Raw genomic sequence first — 22,347 nt, forward strand, 5'->3', positions numbered from 1 at the left:
TCGGAAGAAGGTGCTAAACCACCTTGTGTAGATAAGCTCCTGTTACAAAACTTGGCGCTGCAACGCAGCCCATTTGATGGAAACAGGGTATCCATTGGTTATGCTTAGTTGAAAACAAGGGCCATTGATTATGCAAAAAAAACTCAATAACCCAGATTCACAAGGCGTAGATTGCTATTGCATTTAAAAATCAATTTATCTAAGTTTGTTGCGGAAAAATGGGCATTGAATGAAATCAGCAAAGGAAAAAATGATTGCCGGCCTTCCCTATATCGATTCGGAGGGGCAATTATTTAAGGAAAGACAATACGCAAAAGAAGAACTTAAACGGTTTAACGATTCGGAGCCTAAACACCTGAAATTCAGAAAACAGATTATTCAAAAACTTTTTAAATCGACGGGAACTCGATTCTTTCTCGAACCTCCTTTTCGTTGCGATTATGGTTACAATATTGCTATTGGTGAGAACTTTTACAGCAATTATAATTGTACAATATTAGACGGTGCACCAGTTACCATAGGTGATAATGTATTATTTGGTCCTAATGTAAGCCTCTTCACAGCCGGCCATCCCCTCCATTTTGAAGCAAGAAATCAAGGTTGGGAGTTTGCGTTGCCTATCGTAATCGAAGATAATGTATGGATCGGTGGACAGGTTGTCGTCAATCCCGGCGTGCGAATCGGAAAAAATTCGGTCATTGGTTCTGGATCAGTCGTCACAAAAGATATTCCAGCAGACGTCGTAGCTGCAGGTAATCCGTGCCGGGTTATACGTAACATTACCGAAGCGGATCGGATCACCTATGCTGAAAATCCGTAAGGATCACAAGGAGCAGCACCGGTGTGCAGCCATAACCTACCTCATGGCTCATTGTCGGGCATGAGATCATTGGTTGGCGGTAATGAATACGTGATCATGAGCTCCTCCTTTTGTTTTATAGGAACAAAACCATTACTTTCCCAAAAATGCTGCTGTGCAGAGGGCGCTTCGGCTTGGAGCATTTTACCACCGAACGTATCGATAAATAGTCGCGCATGTTTCAATAATGCTGTGCCTACACCTTTCAGTCTTACATGTGGAGCAACAGCGAGGAAATGGATTGTATAAGTATCACCTGAACTAATCAGGCTCAGCACGCCTACTACTTCGTTTCCGTCGTAGGCGGCAAAATGCGTCGCTTCAAAATCGCCCTCCAACATCACCTCGGCCAACTTACCTTCCAGAGCGAAAACCTCTTTTCGAAGTTTCCAGGTCCGGGCGGCAAAAACTTGTTCAATGTACCAATCTATCATAATCCTTTTTCTAATGAGATAAATGCGTCGGAAAGATGATTAATGGTATCCGAAGGTAATAAGGAATAGGCACCAATCGTCTTAACTGCAATATCTGCCGCGCGCCCATGGATATATACCCCCATAATTAAAGCTTCTTTAGAAGAATAGCCCTGTCCAAGCAAGGAGGTAATAATCCCTGTCAGTATATCGCCACTGCCTCCTGTTGCCATGCCCACGTTGCCTGTACTATTGAAGTAAACGAGCCCATCAGGCATAACCATTGCACTATTTGCCCCTTTTATTAACAGGTACAACTGATGTTTACGCGCAAAAGCTTTCACTTTCTCAATCTTTTCGAAATCATCTTGCCAAGCACCCAATATCCGGCTAAGTTCTTTGGGATGGGGTGTTAATATACTGTGCGCTGGAACAGAGGCCCAAAGATCTGGTTCGCGGGCAAGAATATTTAAAGCATCAGCATCTAATACCAAAGGGGTATCATTAACCTGAGTTATAAATACCTTTAACGCATCAATTGTATGGGATGCTGTTCCCATCCCGATTCCGATACCCACTGACTGATAACCTGTCAATAAGGGGAATTGACTAATGAAATCTTGTTGGAGATCAGTCATCACCATCGCTTCGGGCACGGCAGTCTGTAAAATAGTATTACCGCAGTTAGGTACATAAGCTGAGGCTAAACCGCAACCCGCTCGAAGAGCCGCTTTTAGCGCAAGCTGAACAGCCCCCATTTTACCTTTACTTCCGCCAATAATCAGGGTATGACCAAATGTTCCCTTATGATCAAATCTCCTTCGTTGTCGATAAAAGGACCTAAGGAAGGACTCGTCGACATAAAACAGATTGGTTTCTGCCAATTCAATTGCACGTTGGCTAAGACCGATATCCAATACCTTGAAGTCTTTTACATACCATTGGTTTTCGGGTATTAGCAAGGCTATCTTTGGAAACTGAAAGGTATATACCATATCTGCCTTTACAATGGGAACATCTTTAGCTGTCTTTTCATCAGCCAGCAGCCCAGAAGGCATATCGATCGAATAGATTGTTGCACCACATCCATTTATACTGGAAATTATACCATTCCAGTCAGCTGTCAGTGCCCGCTTTAATCCATATCCAAACAAGCAATCCAGTACGATTGCATCGGAAGGAATATCAATCTGGTCTTCCGCTGCAATTTTTTGAATCATATGATTGGGTAAACGCTTTTGATTGGTAAGATTATCTACGGAGTAATCCTTAACATCCACTAAATAAACCTTGACTTGGGCCTGTTGTTGATCCAACAGACCCGCCAGCACCAAACCATCGCCGCCGTTGTTTCCCTTACCACAAAAAATATAAAAGGTACTTTGCTCCAATCGTGAATGAAGCTTTTTAATTTCCTCAAAAACAACTGTTGCAGCTCGTTCCATCAGGTCAAGACTACTAATTTTCTGATCCTTTAAGGTTTCACTATCAATCCCGTTTATCTGCTGAGCGGAAAGTATCTTCATGTCGTTTCTATTTTTATTGAAAGTACCTATTCTCAAGCTCAATTAAAAATCTCTGTATACTTTTTGGTAGGCGATAGCAATCCTAAAGTAGGATACCAAGAAGGATGCTACCGCCTAACTCGTGTAAGTCACAATTTCTATGCACTTGTTGTTACCTCTTTCACCCCGCCTGTCCGTTTCAAGGTACCCCAAGTATTTAATTCACCTTTAATCGCTTTTCTGACAGACTTGAATAAAACGAAATACATCAGTTGACGCCAGAAAAAACGCTGCGGAAACAAATAAATTAAATTGCTAAGCTTCTCGCCTTCCATTTTAAAGGCAATGCCTGCAAAGAACATATCCACGAATACAAAAAGGAAGTAATAAAACATCACTTGACCAAAACCATTATGCAGTGAAAATAATCCTGCAATTCCTGTCCAGCTGATACCATTTACCTCGCTTAGGGAGAAAAGACCGCTCACCAGAGAGAATAACATAAAAATATCGGCCAAGGGCGCAAATAAAGGAAGTATAATCTGAAAAATCAGAATATTAGGCATTCCGACCATACCAAAATAGCCATATTTGGGATTTAACAGGGTTTGTTTATTTTTCCAAAAACTCTGCAACACACCAAAGCTCCAACGGAAACGCTGCTTGAAGAGCATTTTTACCGTATCTGGTGCTTCCGTATAAGCGATTGCTTCAGATGAATTTCGCACGGTATAACCCGCTCTTAATATACGCATGGTTAAATCACAATCTTCCGCTAATGTATCCGTTGTAAATCCACCCACTTCCAAAATAACAGATCTACGAAAGGCGCCAATTGCCCCTGGTACGACCGATATCATGTTGAGCAAATCGAAAGCTCTCCTATCCATATTCTGTGAAGTAATATACTCGATCGATTGCCAATGTGTCAATATATTATGGACATTTCCTACTTTAACACTTCCTGCGACAGCAGCGACTTGAGATTTGTTAAAATATTTCATCAACTGCTTTAGCGCATCTGTCTTCAGTTGAGTATCGGCATCGATACAGAGCACAAACTGAGCATCGGATTGCTCGATACCATAGTTAAGCGCAGATGCTTTCCCTCCGTTTGGTTTTGTAAATAACCTGACTTTAGGATGATCGCCATACACCTTACTGACCATCTCAAAAGTTTTATCTTTCGATCCATCATCAACGAAAATCAACTCATAATTGGGGTAATCCAAATTCAACAGGCTTTTTATAGTTGCCAACACGGTTATTTCCTCATTATAGGCCGGAATGATCACACTTACCTTCTCCCGAGGATCCACAACCAATTGAGATTGCTCTTTTTTACTTTTTTGTTTTTGCCGGATTGCCAAATAAGCAATCATTGCTGTTCTAAAAATTGCCAATACAATGGCAATGGAAAAAACCAGATTCAAAAAGATGTTACCATAAAACAATGTTCCTAAGAACAAGCGGTTGGAAGATCCACTAAATCCCGAATCGGAAGCATTTTCAACAGGTGGCATCAATTCATCTCGTTTTTTGCCCATTAAATCACCAATCGTTGCAAATTTATATCCATGCGATTTAAAATAATGAATAATACGTGGCAAGGCGGCTATGGTCGCTTCTCGATTGCCTCCAGCATCATGTAATAGGATAATATTCCCGTTATCGCGTCGTTTGATGACTTCATTATAGACTTCATCTGCTGTACGGCCAGGTAACCAATCGTTGGGATCGATGTATTCGCCAATATTGATATAGTTCTCTTTACGGCTCTGGGCCACGGGCAGAATTTCGGCCACCGTCTGTGGTTCGGCATCCGCATTAAAAGGAGCTCTGAAAAGAATTGTACTATGACCGGTTATACATTCAATGATCTTTCGGGTGGCGTTCAACTCGAACTTAACACGATTTGGCCCTATTGTGGACATATCGGGGTGAAAAAAAGTATGGTTACCGATTTCATGTCCCTCCTGGTATTCGCGACGGACCAGATCCATATTTTTCTCAGCCATCACACCCACAAGAAAGAAAGCTCCCGGAACACGTTCTTTTTTTAAGATGTCCAATACTTGTGGCGTATATGTCGGATCAGGCCCATCATCGAATGTGAGCACCACCGTCTTGTCTCTTTCTCCAAAGCGCTTAATAACGTAATTACTCGGTGTTTTTACATACACTTGGTCCTGAATCATTAGCGTCGATGGATCGTAAGTAAATTTAACTTCCCCAGGAGCCGGGCTATTGACCAAATCCAAAATTTCCCCATCGCCAATATATTGAATCCCTCCCACATTGATCTGACTTATTTTCCGAAAGTCAAAAGGCTCTTTTTTCAAATTTTCTTGATTCAATGATCTGGAAATAAACGACCATAAACGAGCGTCTTCACTTCCCAAACGCCAAAGAGCAATGCCTGCAAGGCCCCAGTCATCGGCTTTGCGGATGAGATTGAAATAAGTTGCGGCATCGGTGAAATAGACATCATGGCGCATCCCCGCACCATCTGTATAGCTGAAGTTGAGATTGGAAGATTGGGGATCAAAAGTAATCTTAGCATTGTAATTATGCGCCAAGATAACGGCGTTATCATACGTCAACGTTTTGCCCACCCGATCTTTCGGCCAGTCATATCCATAACATGCCAAAGCCAAAATCACTTTGTCTGCATCGATCTTATTGCAAAGTTCATCCAGGTTCTTTTCAACCCATGCCTGATGTGAAATGGCCCCAGCATTACTTTCAATGGAATGCTGATCATAAGCCATCAAAATAATATAATCGTTATATTTTTGTAAGGAAATGGGATCGTAATCATCATTTTCAGGCGAGATATCTTGCGTGACAAGCAGGCCCTCCGTATGAAATACGGTATAGATATGCGCCATAAAATCGTTTAATGGCTGGTGGTCATCCAACTGTAAATTCTCAAAGTCGATATTTATGCCTGCAAAACCATTACGCTTCACTTTAAGAAGGATGTCGTCTATAAAACGTTGTTGTTTATCCGGATTAAGCAAAATAGCCTTTACAGTCTGCCCATCAAAATCGTTACCACTGAAATTGGAAATCTGCGCAATTGCTTTACGCTTATATTGATGGATCACCTTAAGCGCAGCAGTATCTGCTTTATCGACCACGGTATCTTGATTAGGTACCGTAAAAAAGGACTCCATGGCGACCATATCCAAATGACCTATATTTCGGCGTAAATCAGATAAAGACTGTTCACGAACTTCATTAGACCAAGAACTGACATAAAAGCCCATATTGATCCTGTCTTTGGTACCAATATGTTTCAAATGCTTCAGCTCACGGTCACGTTTAATCTTCTCCAATTCGGATTTTACAATGGTAAACTCCTTGAATTGTTTGGATTTTTTTAATCTGGCGGTGGACTTTTCGGTCAATGCTGTGTTGGTATTAATTGTTGGAAAAGGAGGAATCTGAATCTTTCCCAATGTATAAACCACACATATCACACCAATGATCAAACCTATTACCAATGCGCTGCTCATCCATGAAAAAGCGTACCAGCGCTTTTTGCTTGACGTCTGAAAAATCTGTTTTCCTGACATAATCGTATTCTTTTTAACTTCGGCTAAGCTACATCAGAAAATGATCCAAAAAGCGGATGAGTAGCTTAAAAATTTCTTAATTTTCTCAAATGATTTATGTTTCGAATTATATCTAGATTTAAGTATATTCGATAAACGCAATACACTAGTTCAGAAAATTTTATATGAGATCCATACATGTACTCATTCCACTCCTCTCGTGTCAGGTTTTCATTGGCTGTGGACAACCGAATGTGGCTTCACCAAAAGCCCAAGTGCTCGACTCGGTCGCTGCGGATCTAGCGAGAACGGACGGAAGCCAGTTTATTAACCCCGCTGGGATGACGGTCAAATCACGCATTTTATTGCCGGAAGGCTTTAAAAGAGCAAACTACCGGACTGAAGAATTTGGAAATTTCCTTGAAAATCTTCCATTGTACCCCATCGACAGGGAGGTACATTATTACAATGGAAAAATTAAACCTAGAAATAACATCTACAACAGTGTTGTAAAGCTGGACATCGGAAAGCGCGATTTACACCAATGCGCGGATGCTGTCATGCGACTCAGGGCAGATTACTTATACCAACAAAAGCGGTACAAGGATATCAAATTCAACTTCCTTTCAGACGGTAAACCCCGTACATTTACAAACTACGCAAAAGGAGATTACGCCTACCCAACCTATTGGAAATATTTGGAATATATTTTTGCCTATGCAAATACGGCTTCACTACATGATGAGCTGCCCCGTGTAAAAACGACTCAAGAAGTTAAGATTGGAGATACTTTTATCCAAAAAGGATCTCCTATTGGCCATGCAATCATTGTAGTTGATCTGGCCAAGGACAGCACTGGAAAAACAATTGTACTACTCGCACAAAGCTACATGCCAGCCCAAGAAATACAAATTTTAAACAATTGGAACAACAGCAAGCTTAGTCCTTGGTACGATATTGACCAAGATATTATAAAAACCCCTGAATGGACATTTTATCCTAAAAACCTTAAAACCTGGGAGTAGTCCACTGTGAACAAGACTGCCGTTAAAATCGACCGGATGATTGTCCGTACAAGCAGTAAAAAATAATAAAAGATATTTTTGTCTTTTATTATAATTCTCTATTTTTGTAAACGATAGTCATTTGCAAATGAACCCTATCAAGGTTATAAGATTCCTCGCAGCGAGTGGATTTTTTCATTTTTTATTCTGATCAAATAAAAGATAAAAAGGTATTTAAATATTTTATTATGATTACTGAAGCACAAAAAGAGTTAATCAAAGGTACTGTACCGGTTTTAAACGAACATGGTGTAGCGCTGACCAGTTATTTTTATAAACGTATGTTTGACCACAATCCGGAGCTTAAACATGTCTTCAATATGGGAAACCAACAAAATGCGCGACAACAAACGGCTTTGGCTACAGCAGTATTAGCCTATGCGGAGCATATTGAGAATCCAGCAGTCCTTCTTTCGGCAGTGAAACATATCGGACAAAAACACAGTAGCCTCAATATTCGTCCGGAGCATTATCAGATTGTTGGGAAGCATTTATTGGCGTCCATTCAGGAAGTATTGGGGGCTGCTGCCACAGAAGAACTGATTGAAGCCTGGGAAGTTGCCTATTTTCAGCTAGCAGATCTGATGGTCGGAGTCGAAAAGGATATGTATAATCAGATGATCCAGAGCGACGGCGGATGGACGGGCTGGAAGCCATTCACCATTATAAAAGTGGTAGCCGAGACCGATGAGATTCAGTCTATTTATCTCAAGCCAACAGATCAAGGAAGACTTCCAAAACACGAGGCAGGCCAGTATGTAAGTGTACGTGTATTTCTTCCCGAATTACACCTTTATCAACCCAGACAATATAGTCTTTCCGATGCGAGTAACGGCGAATACCTCCGGATTTCGGTAAAAAGAGAAGCCGCGGAAGGAAAACCTGAGGGTATGGTGAGTAATTATATACATCAATACGTTGAGGTTGGAAAACAACTGGAACTCACAGCACCAACAGGCTCCTTTCAATTGGTCGAAAGTGACAAACCACATGTATTTATCAGTGGCGGCGTTGGTCAGACCCCATTGATGGCCATGTTAGAGCATCTAGCGGACAAGAAAGAAGACAAACCGATCACTTGGATCCATGGTTGCCGCAACCCTGATCTACATGCGTTTAAAGAAAGAGTAAAAACATTGGAGAGCCAACATCAAAACATGACTAGCTTTTCTTTCTATGACGAAGCGCAGGGTATGGACACTGACGCTCTTGAGGGTTGGGTTGATCTCGCTAAAATAGATGCTTCTTATCTTCCACAGGAGGCAAACTATTACCTGTGTGGCCCTGCAGGATTTATCAAAAAGCACTTCCAATATTTAACCCATCAGGGCATCAACGCTGAGAACATTCATTTTGAAGAATTTGGTCCGGCATCTTTGCAACTAAATTAATTGCACTGCCCTATTTCATGAAATAGTCATCCCTAATTTTTAATCGTTGCGGATGGCTATTTTTGATTTTGTACATTTGCAAAAAGCAAAAAAGAGATTATGGGTATTTTTTCTAAAACATGTGAATATGGACTAAGGGCAGTTTTTTTTATTGCACAAAGCTCCCAAGAAAATAAACGCGTGAGCATAAAAGAAATAGCAGAGAGTATCCATTCTCCAGAGGCTTTTCTAGGCAAGATACTACAGAATCTAAGCCGAGCAGGTATCATTCGATCCATGAAGGGACCTGGCGGGGGGTTTTACCTCGACAGCGGAGATATGTCCACACCACTATCCGAGGTCGTTAAAGCAATCGACGGTGAAAGTCTATTTGTCGGCTGCGGCATGGGGCTTGAATTCTGCTCCGAACAATATCCCTGTCCCTTGCATCATGAGTTCAAAAGCATACGCAATAACCTTTCAGAAATGCTTCAAAAAACAACAGTCGGCCAATTCAATGATGATCTTATCAAGGGAAAAATCCTATTAACGAAAAGCCATATCGAACCCGATAAAACCAGGACAAATTCCTCAGATTAATAGGCCAAATCTTCCGCTTCTTCCTGCTATTTTCCAGCTGTGCCCCTTTACAAAAAGTAAAGAAGTGCGCATAAATTCCATTTTTCAATATATAAATATTAAATCCATATAACACACAATAAACACCTGAAAGATAGGTTTATAAAAAAAAATAAAAATGTAAAAAAAGAATTTTAGACATCTTAACATTCGTTTCCACAGAAGACCTAAAATCGCCCTAAATTCGACCTTTTAGGGTGAAACTACGCTTATAGGAAAACAGATCTGGCAGAGGCTCGACCGCCTCGATATAACCTGTTGTAAATAATGCTCATTTCCTAATTAAACAGTCCTATTGAGCGCAGCAATCAGGCATCTATTTAACCGATCACTGGGCAATAATTGCCCTCTTTGCATAGCTTTCCTTTGGGTTAAATTTAAAAAATGAGGATTATTCTCTGACTACAACACCATCTTTTCGTATTTTTACTGGAAGAATCATACTATTAAAAATAATAGCATTCTAAACTCTAATTAACAATAAATTATGTAATTTATATAAACAAAAAAAATAACATTAAATAACACCATTAACGGGCTATTTTAAATAAAAAAAGGTGTGGATAAAATTTTATCCACACCTTTTTCTTACTCAAGTACAGCCACAATGTGAAGAACCATACAGCCCCGGTTTACACAAAAGTCAAACAGGTAAATATCGTTGTATCTTCGCGCTTGATTTATGCAGGCTAAAAATAACATGTGCGACAAGACATATGTCAATGATAACCGCAGACAAAAAAGGCCTCGAAACAAATGGGCGCCTGAGCAGGGTTCAATTGACCAGCGTAAGCCCCACTTGCGCACCCCGTCTCATGAACGCAAGCAAACACGCGATATAACAAGCTTTTTATGCGATATAAGAGAATATCTATCCATAACCAACCAAATACATATAATCTTTACAAAATCGCTTAAAACGGATAATAACATCTTTCCCGCCTAACTATGGGTAAACCTTAAAAACACAGCTGCCGAAGTACCCATGAGGAGTACTTGACTTGCAGTCGACGGGACACTCTATTTCTATATCACCATTCTGAGTCATGCTATCCAATTCTACCCCCCTCTTAATCGATATAAGATAACAACTTTCTGCAAAACACCACATTCACCTCTACAAAAAAAGAAGAGCACAGTGGGGCTTAAAACGACTCAAACAACATCTTATCTGCGCTAGAACTTTATGGACCCAGTAAAAAACTTCAGGAGTTGAAGGGTCGCAAATTCATAAAAAAAATGAGAATAAAAACCTTTAAAATAAATAAGTAAAATGGATTATATAAAGCTATACATCATAAAAAAACTACCCTAGACCGTTAAAATCAAATTCGGAAAGAACATAACAAACGCTTTTATTATCTTTAAATTTTTCAAAAAGACCATGAATAAAGACACCTTAGTGAGATCATTCTTAAAAGCAGAACGGATAAAGATGAAGAAAGCCCGTAATGTCATTATTGGAATTTTCTTGGTTATGTTTGCTTTTTGTTACGGTTTTTTCTTATTTGCCTTTTTTTCGAAATGGTCAGCCAGTGAAGATAAGCTCTCGTTTTTCTATAAGTCACTCCCTACCCTATCTGTTCTTTTTATTTATTTAGGTTTTGCGTTCGGTATATTGTGCTGGATGGCTTACATTAAAAATCAAAAATTCATCAATGCGCTACAGCGACTAAACGATCATGATATAGCAGTCTACCAGGAGTACAATAGACGACTCATGCACTTTTTTGCCGTTGCCGCTCCTTATCTTTTTTGTGAAAATGAGATTTTATTCTTTCCGTTGATCGGAAACAAACGGATCGCTATTCATCAAATCCATCGTATTGAAACAAAAATTATCAGAAATTACCGGGGACCTAACAGCTATCGTATCTATTTCTACAATGAATTCAACAAAATTCATCAGGTTACCATGAATCAAAAAGGAGCTTTTGAGTTTTTACAGGAAGAGCTTTGGAAGAAAAAACCGGATTTGGTTATTTTAGCAAGAAATCATTAATAAAAAGGTTTTACGGATACTGTCGAAAAAAGTACAAAGAAGCAATGCTACCTCAAAGTCAATATCGGATTTTAATCCAGCCAACAGCGAATCGATGACCTTCTCACTAAACACACGATACGAACAAATCTATAACCTTCTAGCGAAGAACATTCATACGGTTGTTAAGGACGCCTAAGCTGAGCCGATCAATCCTTTATTCTTTTTCCAACAAAGCTACTCTTGAATATACGAGCCATATTTTCCTGATTCCGCAACTTCTTTGATCACTTGATTGCGCTCCTCGAGAAAGCATCGCATATAGCGCGTTAAAAAAAGCCATTCTGCAAATCTCCCCAAAACTCCGAGCGGCGCCTTGAAATTAAATATATCACGCATGACTACTTTTCCATTTTCAAGTTGCTTGAAAATGTGCTTGTGATCCATGGTATGAAATACCCCCTGGGTCATTTGATCTTCAAAAAAATGAGGCTTTTCCATCGCCGTTATCTGCACGGTCAATGTTTGCGTAATGCCGAGATGTCTTGCGAGCCACCGAACCTTTTGTCCTGCTTCGATCAAACCCGTCGTCACTCCATCAATCGCTTTCTCCCTTGTTTTCTTTGTCGAATACATATGCAAATCAATACTACGCGCCAGGTCAAAAACAACAGGCAAAGGAGCCTCTATAACTGTATCTAAAATAAGCTGCGGCATAATATACGCTTAAAAATTTTCACACGAATTTCGTAAAATTCGGTAACTTCTTTAGGATTCAGCATTAGAATTTTATAAATTGAGTGTATTCTATCCAAACAGCAACATAGACAATAAGCATGATAACACTCCTTCCATTCGAAAGATCAGATTTCCCCCTTTTTAAATCCTGGATTGGATCAGCAGAGGAACTATTGCAATTTGCAGGACCTTATTTTTCGTTTCCTCTTAGCGATCAGCAACTTGAACAATATATACAAAACCCAAAGCGCCGCGCTTTTAAAATAACAGATACAACAACCACAGAAACTATTGGTCACTGTGAATTAAACTTCGAACGAGACATCCCAAGACTCTGCCGCATTTTGATTGCAAAAAGTTCCGAACGAAATAAAGGCTATGGCAAAAGCACCATAAATGCACTGCTAAAACTACTTTTCATCGAAGGAAACTATGATATAGCTGATCTAAACGTTTATGACTGGAACTACAATGCAATTCGGTGCTATGAAACCGTAGGCTTCCGGATCAACGAAAATATTATTTCAACAGTAGCAATTGGAGATGAAACCTGGAAAAGCCTCAATATGCAAATCAATAAATCAACATGGAAAGCTAATTTAGCGCGATGAAAAACAAGCGAAAATTAAAGCATATCACCCTATACTTACTTATTATGGGTACATTGATCGGTTTTTATAGCTGGAAAATCGAGCCGCATTGGGTAAAATATGAACAGATCGATCTACCTATAAAACATTTACCCGAGGTATTGAACGGAAAATCATTGGTCCAGATTTCTGACATCCACATCGGAAACTATGTGGATAAAGATTTTATAAAAAGAACCTTCCGAGAAATCGCAGCATTAAAACCGGATATCATTGTGTACACCGGCGATTTTGTACGGCTCGTTAATCATAAAATACCCTTAGCTGAGCTTGATAAAGTCATGCAAGTTGCACCAAAAGGCAAACTTCAGACATTGGCGATCCTAGGAAATCATGATTATGGAACGAATTTTAGGGACAGTGCTGCAGCAGACTCAATCGTGAGCCTACTCAAAGGATATAACATCAGCGTATTGAGAAATGAAAGTGTAACAATTCATGGGTTAAGAATATTCGGCATAGATGACCTTTGGGGAACGAATTTTAACCCTATCAAAGCTATGAAGGAGTATAACCAATCGCAAGCCAGTTTGGTCTTATGCCATAATCCAGATGCCGCAGACCTCAATGTCTGGAATGGTTACACTGGCTGGATTCTGGCAGGACATACGCACGCGGGTCAGATACGAATTCCATTTTGGGGCTCCCCGATCATACCTGTACGAAACAAAAAATATGATCAAGGAATAAAAAAAATAAGCGGAAACAGAATATTATATATCAATCGAGGACTGGGACACAGTATTCCTATCAGATTCAACGCCAGACCCGAGGTTACAATTTTCACCTTGAAAAAGGAATCACAAAATGAAATCCATTAGGTTCGATCCAACCTTTTAAAGAAGGTATGGATAAAATGCGGTATAAATAGTTTGCCTATAATCGTCTAAAGGATCTATTCCTTGCTGTCTACCCAAAACAGCATAGCTTGAACTCCAAAAATCCGAAACGATGAAAAGCTGACGCACAAAGCTTTTTAAATTCGACAATGGAATATCTCGACGGAACATAAATCAAAAACCGTCAATTTAAAGCATAAAAAAACCTTTGTTTGACGCCAACCACGATGATATCAAACAAAGGAGCTTATGATCAACACCTGACATGCCAAGTGTTTTCTTTCGTGCTAATATTCAATCAAAACCTCGGTTACTTGCGCACCTTGTTTTGCACTTTTGAATTTAAACTTCACCTTTTGGTTGAGGTTTAATTTCTGACCGACGAGACGATCATTGAAATATATTGATTGCTGCGTTTCGTTGTCCCTAATAAAACCGTAATTGGACTCGGTATTATAATGAACAACCTTTCCAAAAGAATAGTCTTCTTGAGGAGAAGCGTTATATGTCGGAGTTTCACCTTCTTTCAATTTTACCGGCGGTTTGTCTGAGATATTTCCGTATTCATCAACATAGGCAAACAATTCTTCTAATGACTTTCCCTTGTCATTGTTTGTTTTGTTGAATTCTTTTTTCTCATTTTTTTGTTGCTTTTTAAGTAGCTTCTTTTTTTCTCGTTCTTTTTTGTTAAATGTAATTTGGCTTTTGCTCATTCAATATGGATTAAAATAAAATGTTCCCGAAGAGGTTACGGACCTTTAGAGCTTCATTGAAAAGATAAAAATGCGAGGTATACTAAGGAGATATTTACAAAGATAAGAAAAATTCCTCAGAAAATGTCTATTAAGCGTTTGTATTCATGCTGATATCAACTTAGCGTGAGTTCATCGTTATTGATTTTAAGCTCGATCTATAGGTAATAGTTTTATGCGTATGTTTTTGTGAACGCCCCTAGAGCAAACGATAGTTTGACTAGCGGTGAGTTTAACCTTCAATTGTGAATAAGAGCCTATACTCTCGCATCCTTTCGCAAATAGATAAACCCGATTGCAATCCTAAAATTGAGAAATTCCATAAAACAAAAAAGATCATTTAGACGTTACTTTTAAAAAAAACTATGGAAATAAGAAACATCGAAAGGGACGAAAGAGGCAATTTTATTGCAGAAGTTGAAAATAATGAAGCCGGAATTTTAGAGTATACCTGGCAAAACGATCATGAGTTTTCCATTGATCATACAGAAGTCTACGACGAGTATCAGGGAATGAGCGTGGGAAAAAAATTGGTACTGGAGGCTGTTGACTACGCCCGAAAGAATGACGCCAAAATTATCCCAAATTGTCCCTATGCGAAAGCTATCTTCGATAAAACAATAGCTTTTCAAGATGTATTGGCATAAAAAAGCCGTTTTATCCTATTGATAAAACGGCTTTTTATACTGTATTGAGTGGATTAAATGACGATATTGATTATTTTTCCTTTGACAAAAATAATCTTTTTGATCGCCTTCCCATCTAAATGCCGTTGTACATCAGCATGGGCTTTAATCGTATCTTCTACTGCTTTTTGATCTAAATCAAGTGCCAATGACAGATTAAATTTCATCTTACCATTGAAAGACACCGGATAAGCAAATTCCGATTCAACTAAATATTCTGGTTTAAATACAGGATATGAAGCGTAAGATAGTGTACCAGCTTCATTACCCAACAGCGCCCACAACTCTTCCGTAATATGTGGTGCATAAGGCTGAAGAATAATGACAAGCTGTTCCAATATTTGTCTTTTATTGCATTTCAACTCGGTCAATTCATTGACACAGATCATAAAGGCTGAAACTGAAGTATTGAATGAAAAACGCTCAATATCGTCTTCCACCTTTTTGATAATTTTATGTAAGGCTTTAAACTCTGCTTTGGATGGATCTTCATCGGAAACAGTGAAACTACCCTCAGCATCGTGGAACAGTCGCCATACTTTACGTAAAAACTTATAAACCCCTTCAATCCCATTTGTATTCCAAGGCTTAGCTTGCTCCAAAGGCCCCAAAAACATTTCATATAGTCGTAATGTATCTGCTCCATAGGATTCGATAATATCGTCCGGATTGACCACATTGAATTTGGATTTTGACATTTTCTCCACTTCGCTGCCGCAGATATACTTACCATTTTCCAACACAAATTCGGCGTTGGCAAAGTCAGGTCTGAAAGCTTTGAATTTTTCCAAATCCAACTGATCATTATAGACTATATTTACATCGACATGTAATGGAATTGTTTTATATTCGTTTCTCAACCCATAGGATACAAATCGATTTGTACCTCTACCCTCTTCATCCAACACGCGATACACAAAATTAGAGCGCCCTTGAATCATGCCCTGATTAATCAATTTGCGGAATGGCTCTTCCTCATTTTGATAGCCCAAATCTTTCAAAAACTTGTTCCAAAAACGCGAATATAACAAGTGTCCAGTAGCATGCTCAGAGCCACCGATGTATAAATCTACGGCTTTCCAATAATCCACTGCTTCTTTAGACGCAAAATTACCTTCATTTTTTGGATCCATATATCTAAACCAATACCATGAAGAGCCCGCCCATCCTGGCATCGTACTCAATTCATACTCATATTGATCTTCATATTTCCAATCTTTTGCCCTTCCTAAAGGAGGTTCTCCTGATTCTGTCGGTAAATATTTATCAACCTCGGGCAATAAGAGCGGTAATTCTTCTTCTTTAATTAAATAAGGTAATCCATTTTTAAAGTAGACAGGAACGGGTTCTCCCCAATAGCGCTGACGACCAAAAATAGCGTCACGCATACGGAAGTTTATTTTTGCTTTACCTAATTTTAATTCTTCCAATTTAGCAATCAACGCAGGGACCGCCTCTTGGTAAGTCATACCATTGATAAAATCGGAATTGATATATTTCCCGTCTTTATTAGGATCAGCTTCTTCTTCAATATGTTGGGTATCCGAAATAGGAATAATATGAAGAGCAAAATGTTTAGCAAACACATAGTCACGTTGATCGCCACTCGGAACAGCCATTACAGCACCTGTACCATAACCGGCAAGTACATAATCTGCAATCCAAATTTGTACATCTTGTCCTGAAACAGGATGTTTAGCATAAGAACCTGTAAAAGCACCAGAAACTGTTTTCGTATCGGCCATACGATCCAATTCAGATTTTTTCGCCGTTTTCTCGATATAGGCATCCACTTCAGCTTGCTGCTCAGGAGTAGTCAATGCAGCCACCAATTCATGCTCTGGAGCCAATACGATAAACGAAACGCCAAATAGGGTATCTACACGTGTAGTGAATACCTCTATGTTTGTATTTAATTGTGGCACGGGAAATTTCACGGAGGCACCTACAGATTTCCCGATCCAGTTCCGTTGCATTTCAACCAAAGGCTCTGGCCAATCAATTGTATCTAAACCTTTCAACAAACGATCCGCATAGGCCGTAATACGCATAGACCACTGCATCATCTTCTTTTGCTCCACAGGATAACCGCCACGTTCAGAGACACCGTTGATTACCTCGTCGTTCGCTAACACTGTACCTAAAGCGGCACACCAGTTTACTGTACTTTCACGCAAATAAGCAATCCGATATTTCAACAATTCCCGTTGTTGTTTTTCTTCGTCAAAAGATTTCCATTCATCAGCGCTGAATTCCAAGACATCTTCATCGGAAACTGCTAAAATGCCAGCAGAGCCACTTGCAACAAACCTAGCGATTAATGTTTCGATCGGTTCAGCTTTATCTGACTCTTTATTATACCAAGAATCAAACAATCTCATAAAAATCCACTGTGTCCATTTGTAGTATGACGGATCAGAAGTACGTACTTCTCTACTCCAGTCATAAGAGAACCCAATGTTATCCATTTGCTCACGATAACGATTGATATTTACCTCAGTCGTAACAGCAGGATGCTGACCAGTTTGAATGGCATATTGCTCTGCAGGAAGTCCAAAAGAATCATATCCCATCGGATGCAATACATTGAAACCTTTCAAACGTTTATATCTTGAAAAGATGTCCGAAGCAATATATCCCAGCGGGTGACCAACGTGCAGCCCCGCTCCGGAAGGATAAGGAAACATATCCAATACATAGTATTTTGGCTTTTGATGCGTATCGGACGTTTTATACGTTTGATGATCCGCCCAAAATTTTTGCCACTTTTTCTCTAATGATTTGTGATTATACTCCATTTTTATTCGTAAGGAATTTTTATGACTTGCGAAATTACGATTTTAATACTAAAATGTGATAAAAGTTTTGTAGTTTGAACAATAAATTATAGTATTGAAAAGTTAATTAAACATAGGAAGAAAACAGCGTTCGAATAGATTTTATCAAAGTAATTACAAGATTAATTCGAAATCTTCCACTCAAATAGTTACTTTCGCAAATAAATTTTTGCTTATTATGTCAGAATACGAATTAAGCACCCAAAAAATAAAAACAAAATCTGTATATGTATCTACGGTTATCAGTATCGCTCTCGTGTTGCTGGTAACAGGTATGTTAGGGTTACTCTTGGTGCACGCTAAAAATCTTTCGAAATACGTTAAGGAAAATATCGTCTTAAATGTCATCGTAAATGATGGCACAAGTGAAGGTGATGTCCTTTCACTACAAAAAGACCTTGAAAAAGATCCTTACGTACTTCGCACCGAATATATCAGTAAAGAATTGGCTGCAAAAAACTTGAAAGAAGATCTTGGTGAAGATTTCGTACAATATCTGGGGCATAACCCACTATTGCCTTCTTTAGATGTTTACATGAAAGAGAATTATGCCAATACAGATAGCATTAAAACTTTTATTGAAAAGATTTCCAAAAACAATAAAATTAAAGAAGTTGTATACCAAGAGTCATTAATTGACATGGTCAACAAAAACGTACGCATCATCGGAATGATTGTTCTTGCTTTTGCGGTTATCTTACTGATTATCGCCGTAGCTTTAATCAATAATACGATACGTCTTGCGATCTATTCGCAGCGTTTCTTAATTAAAAGTATGCAATTGATTGGGGCGACTAAAAACTTTATTCGTAAACCATTTATAACATATGGCATCATTCATGGTTTATTGGGATCTTTGATCGCGATTTTACTGCTCATTCTAACGCTGAAATTTGCACAACAGCAAATACCGGAACTGGTTTTTTTACGCAACTGGTTTGAATTTGCAGTGATCTTTTTAGGCGTAATCCTGATTGGAATTCTCATTTCGGGACTTAGCACCTATTTCGCAGTAACAAAATATTTAAAGGCACAATCTAACGATTTATACAGATAAAAATGGCTCAAATAAAGAAATCTACTGAATCAGTCAATAAAGGTTCATTTGTATTCTCCAAAGTAAATTACCAACTGTTTATAGCGAGCTTAGCTATTGTAGTCATTGGCTTTACATTGATGTCTGGTGAAACTGACATTTATAGCTTTACCAAGATCACCTTGGCCCCTATTGTTGTTGTTCTTGGATTTGCGATCGGATTCGCGGCAATCCTATATCGTCCCAAAAACAAATCAAATTAAAGCGTAATCTTACCTCAAACAGATGTCTATTATTGAAGCTATCATCCTTGCTATCATTGAAGGATTAACGGAGTTTTTGCCTGTGTCTTCGACAGGTCATATGATCATTGCTACTGCCCTAATGGGTATTCAACCATCGGCTTTTGTCAAATTATTTACAATTGTCATCCAGTTAGGAACGATATTATCCGTATTGGTGTTATACTACAAGCGTTTCTTTAAAACACTATCATTTTACTACAAATTGATCATTGCAGCTATCCCCGCCTCTGTGTTGGGCTTGTTATTCAACGATTATATTGATGCATTACTGGAGAGTCCATTAATGGTCGCCGTGATGTTGGTCGTCGGCGGTCTCGTTTTACTTTTTGTTGACAAGTGGTTCAACAAACCAACTGTTGAAGATTCGGACAAGGTTTCCTACAAACAAGCTTTTATGATCGGGGTATACCAATGTCTTGCATTAATTCCGGGTACCTCAAGATCTGCAAGCACAATTATTGGTGGTATGGCCGAGAAACTAACACGTAAAGCTGCTGCGGAATTCTCCTTTTTCCTTGCTTTGCCTATGATGTTTGGCGCTTCTGCCGTAAAGCTTTTAAAGTTCTTTAAAGAAGGTAACACCTTCACGGGAGAAGAACTTAATTTGCTTATTATCGGAAATCTAATTGGTTTCGTTGTTGCAATCGTCGCCATTAAGTCTTTTATCGGCTTTTTAACCAAATATGGTTTTAAAGCATTTGGTTGGTACCGAATCATCGTTGGTGTAATTATTCTTGCCCTCCTACTTTCGGGTCATAGTTTACAAATTATCTAAAATCTTTGGATGGAAAATATAGAGTTTAGTGAAAACTCAGCAAAGTTCAACTTTGCTGAAGGAGAAATGTTGTTGATCGATAAACCTTTAACATGGACAAGTTTTGACGTTGTTGGTAAAGTTAGAAACTCAATCAAGCCATTAAAATTAAAAGTCGGTCATGCAGGGACTTTAGATCCACTGGCAACGGGGCTACTCATTGTATGCACTGGAAAACTAACAAAAAAAATAGACAGCTACCAAGCTGAGGACAAAGAATACACGGGTTCGATCACCTTAGGAGCGACGACGCCTTCTTACGATCTGGAAACAGAAATTGACCAAACCTTTTCAATCGATCACATCACGGAGGACATGATCTTCGAAGCAGCAAAATCCTTTGAAGGCGATATTCAGCAATTTCCCCCTGCCCATTCAGCCATAAAAATTAATGGCGAACGTGTCTATGAAAAGGCCCGTCGTGGCGAGGAGGTTGAAATAAAGTCCCGCCAGGTACGTATCAATAGCTTTATCATTGAAAGAATCGAGCTCCCCAACGTATATTTTCGTATATCCTGTTCAAAAGGAACTTACATCAGATCGTTGGCCTACGATTTTGGAAAATTCTTACAGAGTGGATCACATCTGAGTTCCTTGCGACGCACCAAAAGTGGAGATTATCGCGTAGAAAATGCTTGGAACCTTGAACAACTTATCGCTGAAATAAAACGTCATAAAGAAATCATTAAATAACTTTACCGTCCCATTTTATTGATTCTTTATCTTATTTTTGCAAAAACTCCTATAAATGAAAATCTACAGAAGTTTAGATGATTTCTCACCAGTTGAAAATGCAGTTGTAACCATCGGTACTTTCGATGGAGTTCATATTGGCCATCAAAAAATATTGGCTCACCTAAAGGAAGCAGCTCATAAAATTAATGGTGAGACAATTTTGCTTACTTTTTTTCCACATCCACGATTGATTATCAATCCAGACGATGATAGTTTACGCCTGATCAACGATATCGAAGAAAAGGTCAGTCAATTAAGCAAAGTGGGAATTGACCACTTAATTATCATTCCTTTTTCCCGTGATTTTTCCAATCAGACTCCGGAAGAATATATTAGCAATGTTCTTGTTGGCAAATTGGGCACAAAAAAGATTGTGATAGGCTATGATCACCATTTTGGCAAAGATCGAAAGGGTTCGATGGGCGATTTGGAGCAGTTTGCATCTATATTTGACTATAGCGTTGACGAAATTCCGGAGCAAGACATCAATGATATTGCAGTGTCCTCCACGCGCGTACGTGAAGCGCTTATAAAAGGCGATATAAGAACGGCTAATCTCTATTTAGGTTATCCTTTTGAATTAACGGGAACGGTGATTAGAGGCGACCAAATTGGTCGTACCATCGGATTTCCAACAGCCAACCTTCAGGTTCACGAACCTCATAAACTAATACCAGCCTATGGTATTTATGCTGTTGAGGTATACATCTATAATCATATCCAAAACATCACTACGGGAGAGTATAAAGAGGAAAGTCCAGTATCCATCGCGAAAGGCATGGGCTATATAGGAACCAGGCCCACTGTCGATGGCATGAATCGGGCTATTGAAATCAGCCTATTCGATTTCGATCAGGATATTTATGGCAAGACACTCCGCGTAAAGTTCCTTCATTTTATCCGACACGATGAACGATTTGACTCACTTGAAGAAATGAAAGCTCAGATCAAAGCAGACGAAGTCGAAATCAGAAGTCTTATTGGTTAGAACAAGTCTGTTAGCTATAAAACAAAAAAGCGGGAATTCCCGCTTTTTTGTTTTATAGCTATTTTTTCTCTTCCTTGCAAAAGAAGATATTATTTAATAAACGCCTCTATACCCAATCTGTAGCTATCCAGGCCAAAACCACATATCACCCCTCTACAATTCTTTGCGAGGAACGAATGATGACGAAATTCCTCTCTTTGATGGACATTGCTTATGTGAACTTCAATAACAGGTGTTGTGATTGCTGCGATTGCATCCCCAATCGCAACTGAAGTGTGAGTATACGCTCCGGCATTCAACACAATTCCATCAAATTCAAAACCGACTTCGTGTATCTTATCGATTAATCCTCCTTCAGAATTGCTTTGAAAATAGGCTAATTCCACTGTTTCAAATTGTTGTTTTAGTTCTTCAAAATAGCTCAGGAAGTCCTGGCTACCATAAATTGATTTCTCCCTTACACCCAACAAATTTAAATTTGGGCCATTCAGTACGAGGATTTTTTTCATTGGAATAACATTAGTTTTGTGCTGGTCCATTAGCTAACTAAGCGAACCCATGCCATTTTCTGTTTAA

Annotated in this window: 20 protein-coding genes; 13 read left to right on the plus strand and 7 right to left on the minus strand. The window is 39.0% G+C overall.

The annotated features are described in order from the left end of the window. Nucleotides 1–229: 229 nt before the first annotated feature. Complete coding sequence (locus B4Z47_RS00720; protein ID WP_070565562.1) at nucleotides 230–820, plus strand: sugar O-acetyltransferase; 591 nt, start codon at nucleotides 230–232, stop codon at nucleotides 818–820. Nucleotides 821–861: 41 nt separating this feature from the next. Here B4Z47_RS00720 and B4Z47_RS00725 read toward each other — a convergent pair whose 3' ends face one another. From B4Z47_RS00725 to B4Z47_RS00735, 3 genes are all read right to left on the minus strand, one after another. Then, nucleotides 862–1,293: a GNAT family N-acetyltransferase gene (locus B4Z47_RS00725; RefSeq protein ID WP_070565564.1), complete on the minus strand. Its 432-nt coding sequence runs from the start codon at nucleotides 1,291–1,293 to the stop codon at nucleotides 862–864. After that, nucleotides 1,290–2,798 carry a bifunctional ADP-dependent NAD(P)H-hydrate dehydratase/NAD(P)H-hydrate epimerase gene (locus B4Z47_RS00730; RefSeq protein WP_070565566.1) on the minus strand — a complete coding sequence of 503 codons (1,509 nt, stop codon included), beginning with the start codon at nucleotides 2,796–2,798 and terminating at the stop codon, nucleotides 1,290–1,292. Before B4Z47_RS00730 ends, B4Z47_RS00725 begins: the two co-directional genes overlap by 4 nt. A gap of 137 nt (nucleotides 2,799–2,935) precedes the next feature. After that, the gene (locus tag B4Z47_RS00735) at nucleotides 2,936–6,358 is read right to left on the minus strand and encodes a glycosyltransferase (protein WP_115050736.1); all 3,423 of its coding nucleotides are present in this window, start codon (nucleotides 6,356–6,358) and stop codon (nucleotides 2,936–2,938) included. A gap of 164 nt (nucleotides 6,359–6,522) precedes the next feature. Here B4Z47_RS00735 and B4Z47_RS00740 point away from each other — a divergent pair, with 164 nt between their 5' ends. The 4 genes from B4Z47_RS00740 to B4Z47_RS00755 all read left to right on the plus strand — a co-directional run bounded on the left by B4Z47_RS00740 (nucleotide 6,523) and on the right by B4Z47_RS00755 (nucleotide 11,412). Then, on the plus strand, nucleotides 6,523–7,362 hold the full coding sequence (locus tag B4Z47_RS00740; protein ID WP_070565569.1) for a DUF4846 domain-containing protein: 840 nt from the start codon (nucleotides 6,523–6,525) through the stop codon (nucleotides 7,360–7,362). 227 nt (nucleotides 7,363–7,589) lie between these two features. Beyond that, the gene (hmpA, locus tag B4Z47_RS00745; protein WP_236560227.1) at nucleotides 7,590–8,792 is read left to right on the plus strand and encodes an NO-inducible flavohemoprotein; all 1,203 of its coding nucleotides are present in this window, start codon (nucleotides 7,590–7,592) and stop codon (nucleotides 8,790–8,792) included. Between the two features lie 99 nt (nucleotides 8,793–8,891). Then, entirely contained in the window at nucleotides 8,892–9,371 is a 480-nt protein-coding gene (locus B4Z47_RS00750; protein WP_070565571.1) for an RrF2 family transcriptional regulator, read from the plus strand. Nucleotides 9,372–10,794: 1,423 nt separating this feature from the next. Beyond that, nucleotides 10,795–11,412 (plus strand): hypothetical protein, encoded by a 618-nt coding sequence (locus tag B4Z47_RS00755; protein WP_115050734.1) that lies wholly within the window; start codon nucleotides 10,795–10,797, stop codon nucleotides 11,410–11,412. Between the two features lie 216 nt (nucleotides 11,413–11,628). Here B4Z47_RS00755 and B4Z47_RS00760 read toward each other — a convergent pair whose 3' ends face one another. Beyond that, nucleotides 11,629–12,108 carry an SRPBCC family protein gene (locus B4Z47_RS00760; RefSeq protein ID WP_070565575.1) on the minus strand — a complete coding sequence of 160 codons (480 nt, stop codon included), beginning with the start codon at nucleotides 12,106–12,108 and terminating at the stop codon, nucleotides 11,629–11,631. A gap of 119 nt (nucleotides 12,109–12,227) precedes the next feature. Between B4Z47_RS00760 and B4Z47_RS00765 the strand changes: the two genes are divergently transcribed. Together B4Z47_RS00765 and B4Z47_RS00770 are read left to right on the plus strand one after the other, a co-directional pair. Further along, nucleotides 12,228–12,740, plus strand: coding sequence for a GNAT family N-acetyltransferase (locus B4Z47_RS00765; protein WP_070565577.1), 513 nt, complete (start codon nucleotides 12,228–12,230; stop codon nucleotides 12,738–12,740). Continuing rightward, nucleotides 12,737–13,600, plus strand: a complete 864-nt coding sequence (locus B4Z47_RS00770; protein WP_070565579.1) for a metallophosphoesterase — start codon at nucleotides 12,737–12,739, stop codon at nucleotides 13,598–13,600. Before B4Z47_RS00765 ends, B4Z47_RS00770 begins: the two co-directional genes overlap by 4 nt. Nucleotides 13,601–13,905: 305 nt before the next feature. Here the strand turns inward: B4Z47_RS00770 and B4Z47_RS00775 are convergent, their stop codons facing one another. Further along, nucleotides 13,906–14,331, minus strand: a complete 426-nt coding sequence (locus B4Z47_RS00775) for a cold-shock protein (RefSeq protein WP_070565580.1) — start codon at nucleotides 14,329–14,331, stop codon at nucleotides 13,906–13,908. Between the two features lie 404 nt (nucleotides 14,332–14,735). Between B4Z47_RS00775 and B4Z47_RS00780 the strand changes: the two genes are divergently transcribed. Then, nucleotides 14,736–15,017, plus strand: a complete 282-nt coding sequence (locus B4Z47_RS00780; RefSeq protein ID WP_070565582.1) for a GNAT family N-acetyltransferase — start codon at nucleotides 14,736–14,738, stop codon at nucleotides 15,015–15,017. 53 nt (nucleotides 15,018–15,070) lie between these two features. On the opposite strand, the gene leuS is transcribed toward B4Z47_RS00780, so the two are convergent. Further along, nucleotides 15,071–17,854 (minus strand): leucine--tRNA ligase, encoded by a 2,784-nt coding sequence (gene leuS, locus B4Z47_RS00785; protein WP_286726571.1) that lies wholly within the window; start codon nucleotides 17,852–17,854, stop codon nucleotides 15,071–15,073. Nucleotides 17,855–18,071: 217 nt separating this feature from the next. On the opposite strand from leuS, the gene B4Z47_RS00790 reads away from it, so the two are divergent. From B4Z47_RS00790 to B4Z47_RS00810, 5 genes are read left to right on the plus strand one after another with little or no spacing between them, the layout of a single operon-like run. Next, nucleotides 18,072–18,950, plus strand: coding sequence for a cell division protein FtsX (locus B4Z47_RS00790; protein WP_115050733.1), 879 nt, complete (start codon nucleotides 18,072–18,074; stop codon nucleotides 18,948–18,950). Nucleotides 18,951–18,952: 2 nt separating this feature from the next. Next, nucleotides 18,953–19,192, plus strand: a complete 240-nt coding sequence (locus B4Z47_RS00795; protein WP_046674488.1) for a DUF3098 domain-containing protein — start codon at nucleotides 18,953–18,955, stop codon at nucleotides 19,190–19,192. Between the two features lie 22 nt (nucleotides 19,193–19,214). Beyond that, nucleotides 19,215–20,009, plus strand: coding sequence for an undecaprenyl-diphosphate phosphatase (locus tag B4Z47_RS00800; protein WP_070565586.1), 795 nt, complete (start codon nucleotides 19,215–19,217; stop codon nucleotides 20,007–20,009). Between the two features lie 9 nt (nucleotides 20,010–20,018). Next, nucleotides 20,019–20,741 carry a tRNA pseudouridine(55) synthase TruB gene (truB, locus tag B4Z47_RS00805; RefSeq protein WP_286726573.1) on the plus strand — a complete coding sequence of 241 codons (723 nt, stop codon included), beginning with the start codon at nucleotides 20,019–20,021 and terminating at the stop codon, nucleotides 20,739–20,741. 55 nt (nucleotides 20,742–20,796) lie between these two features. Then, complete coding sequence (locus tag B4Z47_RS00810; RefSeq protein ID WP_070565590.1) at nucleotides 20,797–21,771, plus strand: bifunctional riboflavin kinase/FAD synthetase; 975 nt, start codon at nucleotides 20,797–20,799, stop codon at nucleotides 21,769–21,771. 89 nt (nucleotides 21,772–21,860) lie between these two features. Here B4Z47_RS00810 and aroQ read toward each other — a convergent pair whose 3' ends face one another. After that, the gene (gene aroQ / locus B4Z47_RS00815) at nucleotides 21,861–22,280 is read right to left on the minus strand and encodes a type II 3-dehydroquinate dehydratase (RefSeq protein WP_070565703.1); all 420 of its coding nucleotides are present in this window, start codon (nucleotides 22,278–22,280) and stop codon (nucleotides 21,861–21,863) included. Nucleotides 22,281–22,347: the final 67 nt, after the last annotated feature.

This window comes from Sphingobacterium sp. UBA2610, assembly GCF_002339225.1.
Lineage (GTDB): Bacteria > Bacteroidota > Bacteroidia > Sphingobacteriales > Sphingobacteriaceae > Sphingobacterium > Sphingobacterium multivorum.

Excerpts from the sequence above, each read along its gene's own strand:
- B4Z47_RS00740 (WP_070565569.1), top strand. The coding sequence starts at position 6,523 with ATGAGATCCATACATGTACTCATTCCACTCCTCTCGTGTCAGGTTTTC.
- B4Z47_RS00800 (WP_070565586.1), top strand. The coding sequence starts at position 19,215 with ATGTCTATTATTGAAGCTATCATCCTTGCTATCATTGAAGGATTAACG.
- B4Z47_RS00725 (WP_070565564.1), bottom strand. The coding sequence starts at position 1,293 with ATGATAGATTGGTACATTGAACAAGTTTTTGCCGCCCGGACCTGGAAA.
- aroQ (WP_070565703.1), bottom strand. The coding sequence starts at position 22,280 with ATGAAAAAAATCCTCGTACTGAATGGCCCAAATTTAAATTTGTTGGGT.
- hmpA (WP_236560227.1), top strand. The coding sequence starts at position 7,590 with ATGATTACTGAAGCACAAAAAGAGTTAATCAAAGGTACTGTACCGGTT.
- B4Z47_RS00780 (WP_070565582.1), top strand. The coding sequence starts at position 14,736 with ATGGAAATAAGAAACATCGAAAGGGACGAAAGAGGCAATTTTATTGCA.
- B4Z47_RS00770 (WP_070565579.1), top strand. The coding sequence starts at position 12,737 with ATGAAAAACAAGCGAAAATTAAAGCATATCACCCTATACTTACTTATT.
- truB (WP_286726573.1), top strand. The coding sequence starts at position 20,019 with ATGGAAAATATAGAGTTTAGTGAAAACTCAGCAAAGTTCAACTTTGCT.
- B4Z47_RS00720 (WP_070565562.1), top strand. The coding sequence starts at position 230 with ATGAAATCAGCAAAGGAAAAAATGATTGCCGGCCTTCCCTATATCGAT.
- B4Z47_RS00765 (WP_070565577.1), top strand. The coding sequence starts at position 12,228 with ATGATAACACTCCTTCCATTCGAAAGATCAGATTTCCCCCTTTTTAAA.
- B4Z47_RS00775 (WP_070565580.1), bottom strand. The coding sequence starts at position 14,331 with ATGAGCAAAAGCCAAATTACATTTAACAAAAAAGAACGAGAAAAAAAG.
- B4Z47_RS00760 (WP_070565575.1), bottom strand. The coding sequence starts at position 12,108 with ATGCCGCAGCTTATTTTAGATACAGTTATAGAGGCTCCTTTGCCTGTT.
- B4Z47_RS00795 (WP_046674488.1), top strand. The coding sequence starts at position 18,953 with ATGGCTCAAATAAAGAAATCTACTGAATCAGTCAATAAAGGTTCATTT.
- B4Z47_RS00750 (WP_070565571.1), top strand. The coding sequence starts at position 8,892 with ATGGGTATTTTTTCTAAAACATGTGAATATGGACTAAGGGCAGTTTTT.
- B4Z47_RS00790 (WP_115050733.1), top strand. The coding sequence starts at position 18,072 with ATGTCAGAATACGAATTAAGCACCCAAAAAATAAAAACAAAATCTGTA.
- B4Z47_RS00730 (WP_070565566.1), bottom strand. The coding sequence starts at position 2,798 with ATGAAGATACTTTCCGCTCAGCAGATAAACGGGATTGATAGTGAAACC.
- leuS (WP_286726571.1), bottom strand. The coding sequence starts at position 17,854 with ATGGAGTATAATCACAAATCATTAGAGAAAAAGTGGCAAAAATTTTGG.
- B4Z47_RS00755 (WP_115050734.1), top strand. The coding sequence starts at position 10,795 with ATGAATAAAGACACCTTAGTGAGATCATTCTTAAAAGCAGAACGGATA.
- B4Z47_RS00735 (WP_115050736.1), bottom strand. The coding sequence starts at position 6,358 with ATGTCAGGAAAACAGATTTTTCAGACGTCAAGCAAAAAGCGCTGGTAC.
- B4Z47_RS00810 (WP_070565590.1), top strand. The coding sequence starts at position 20,797 with ATGAAAATCTACAGAAGTTTAGATGATTTCTCACCAGTTGAAAATGCA.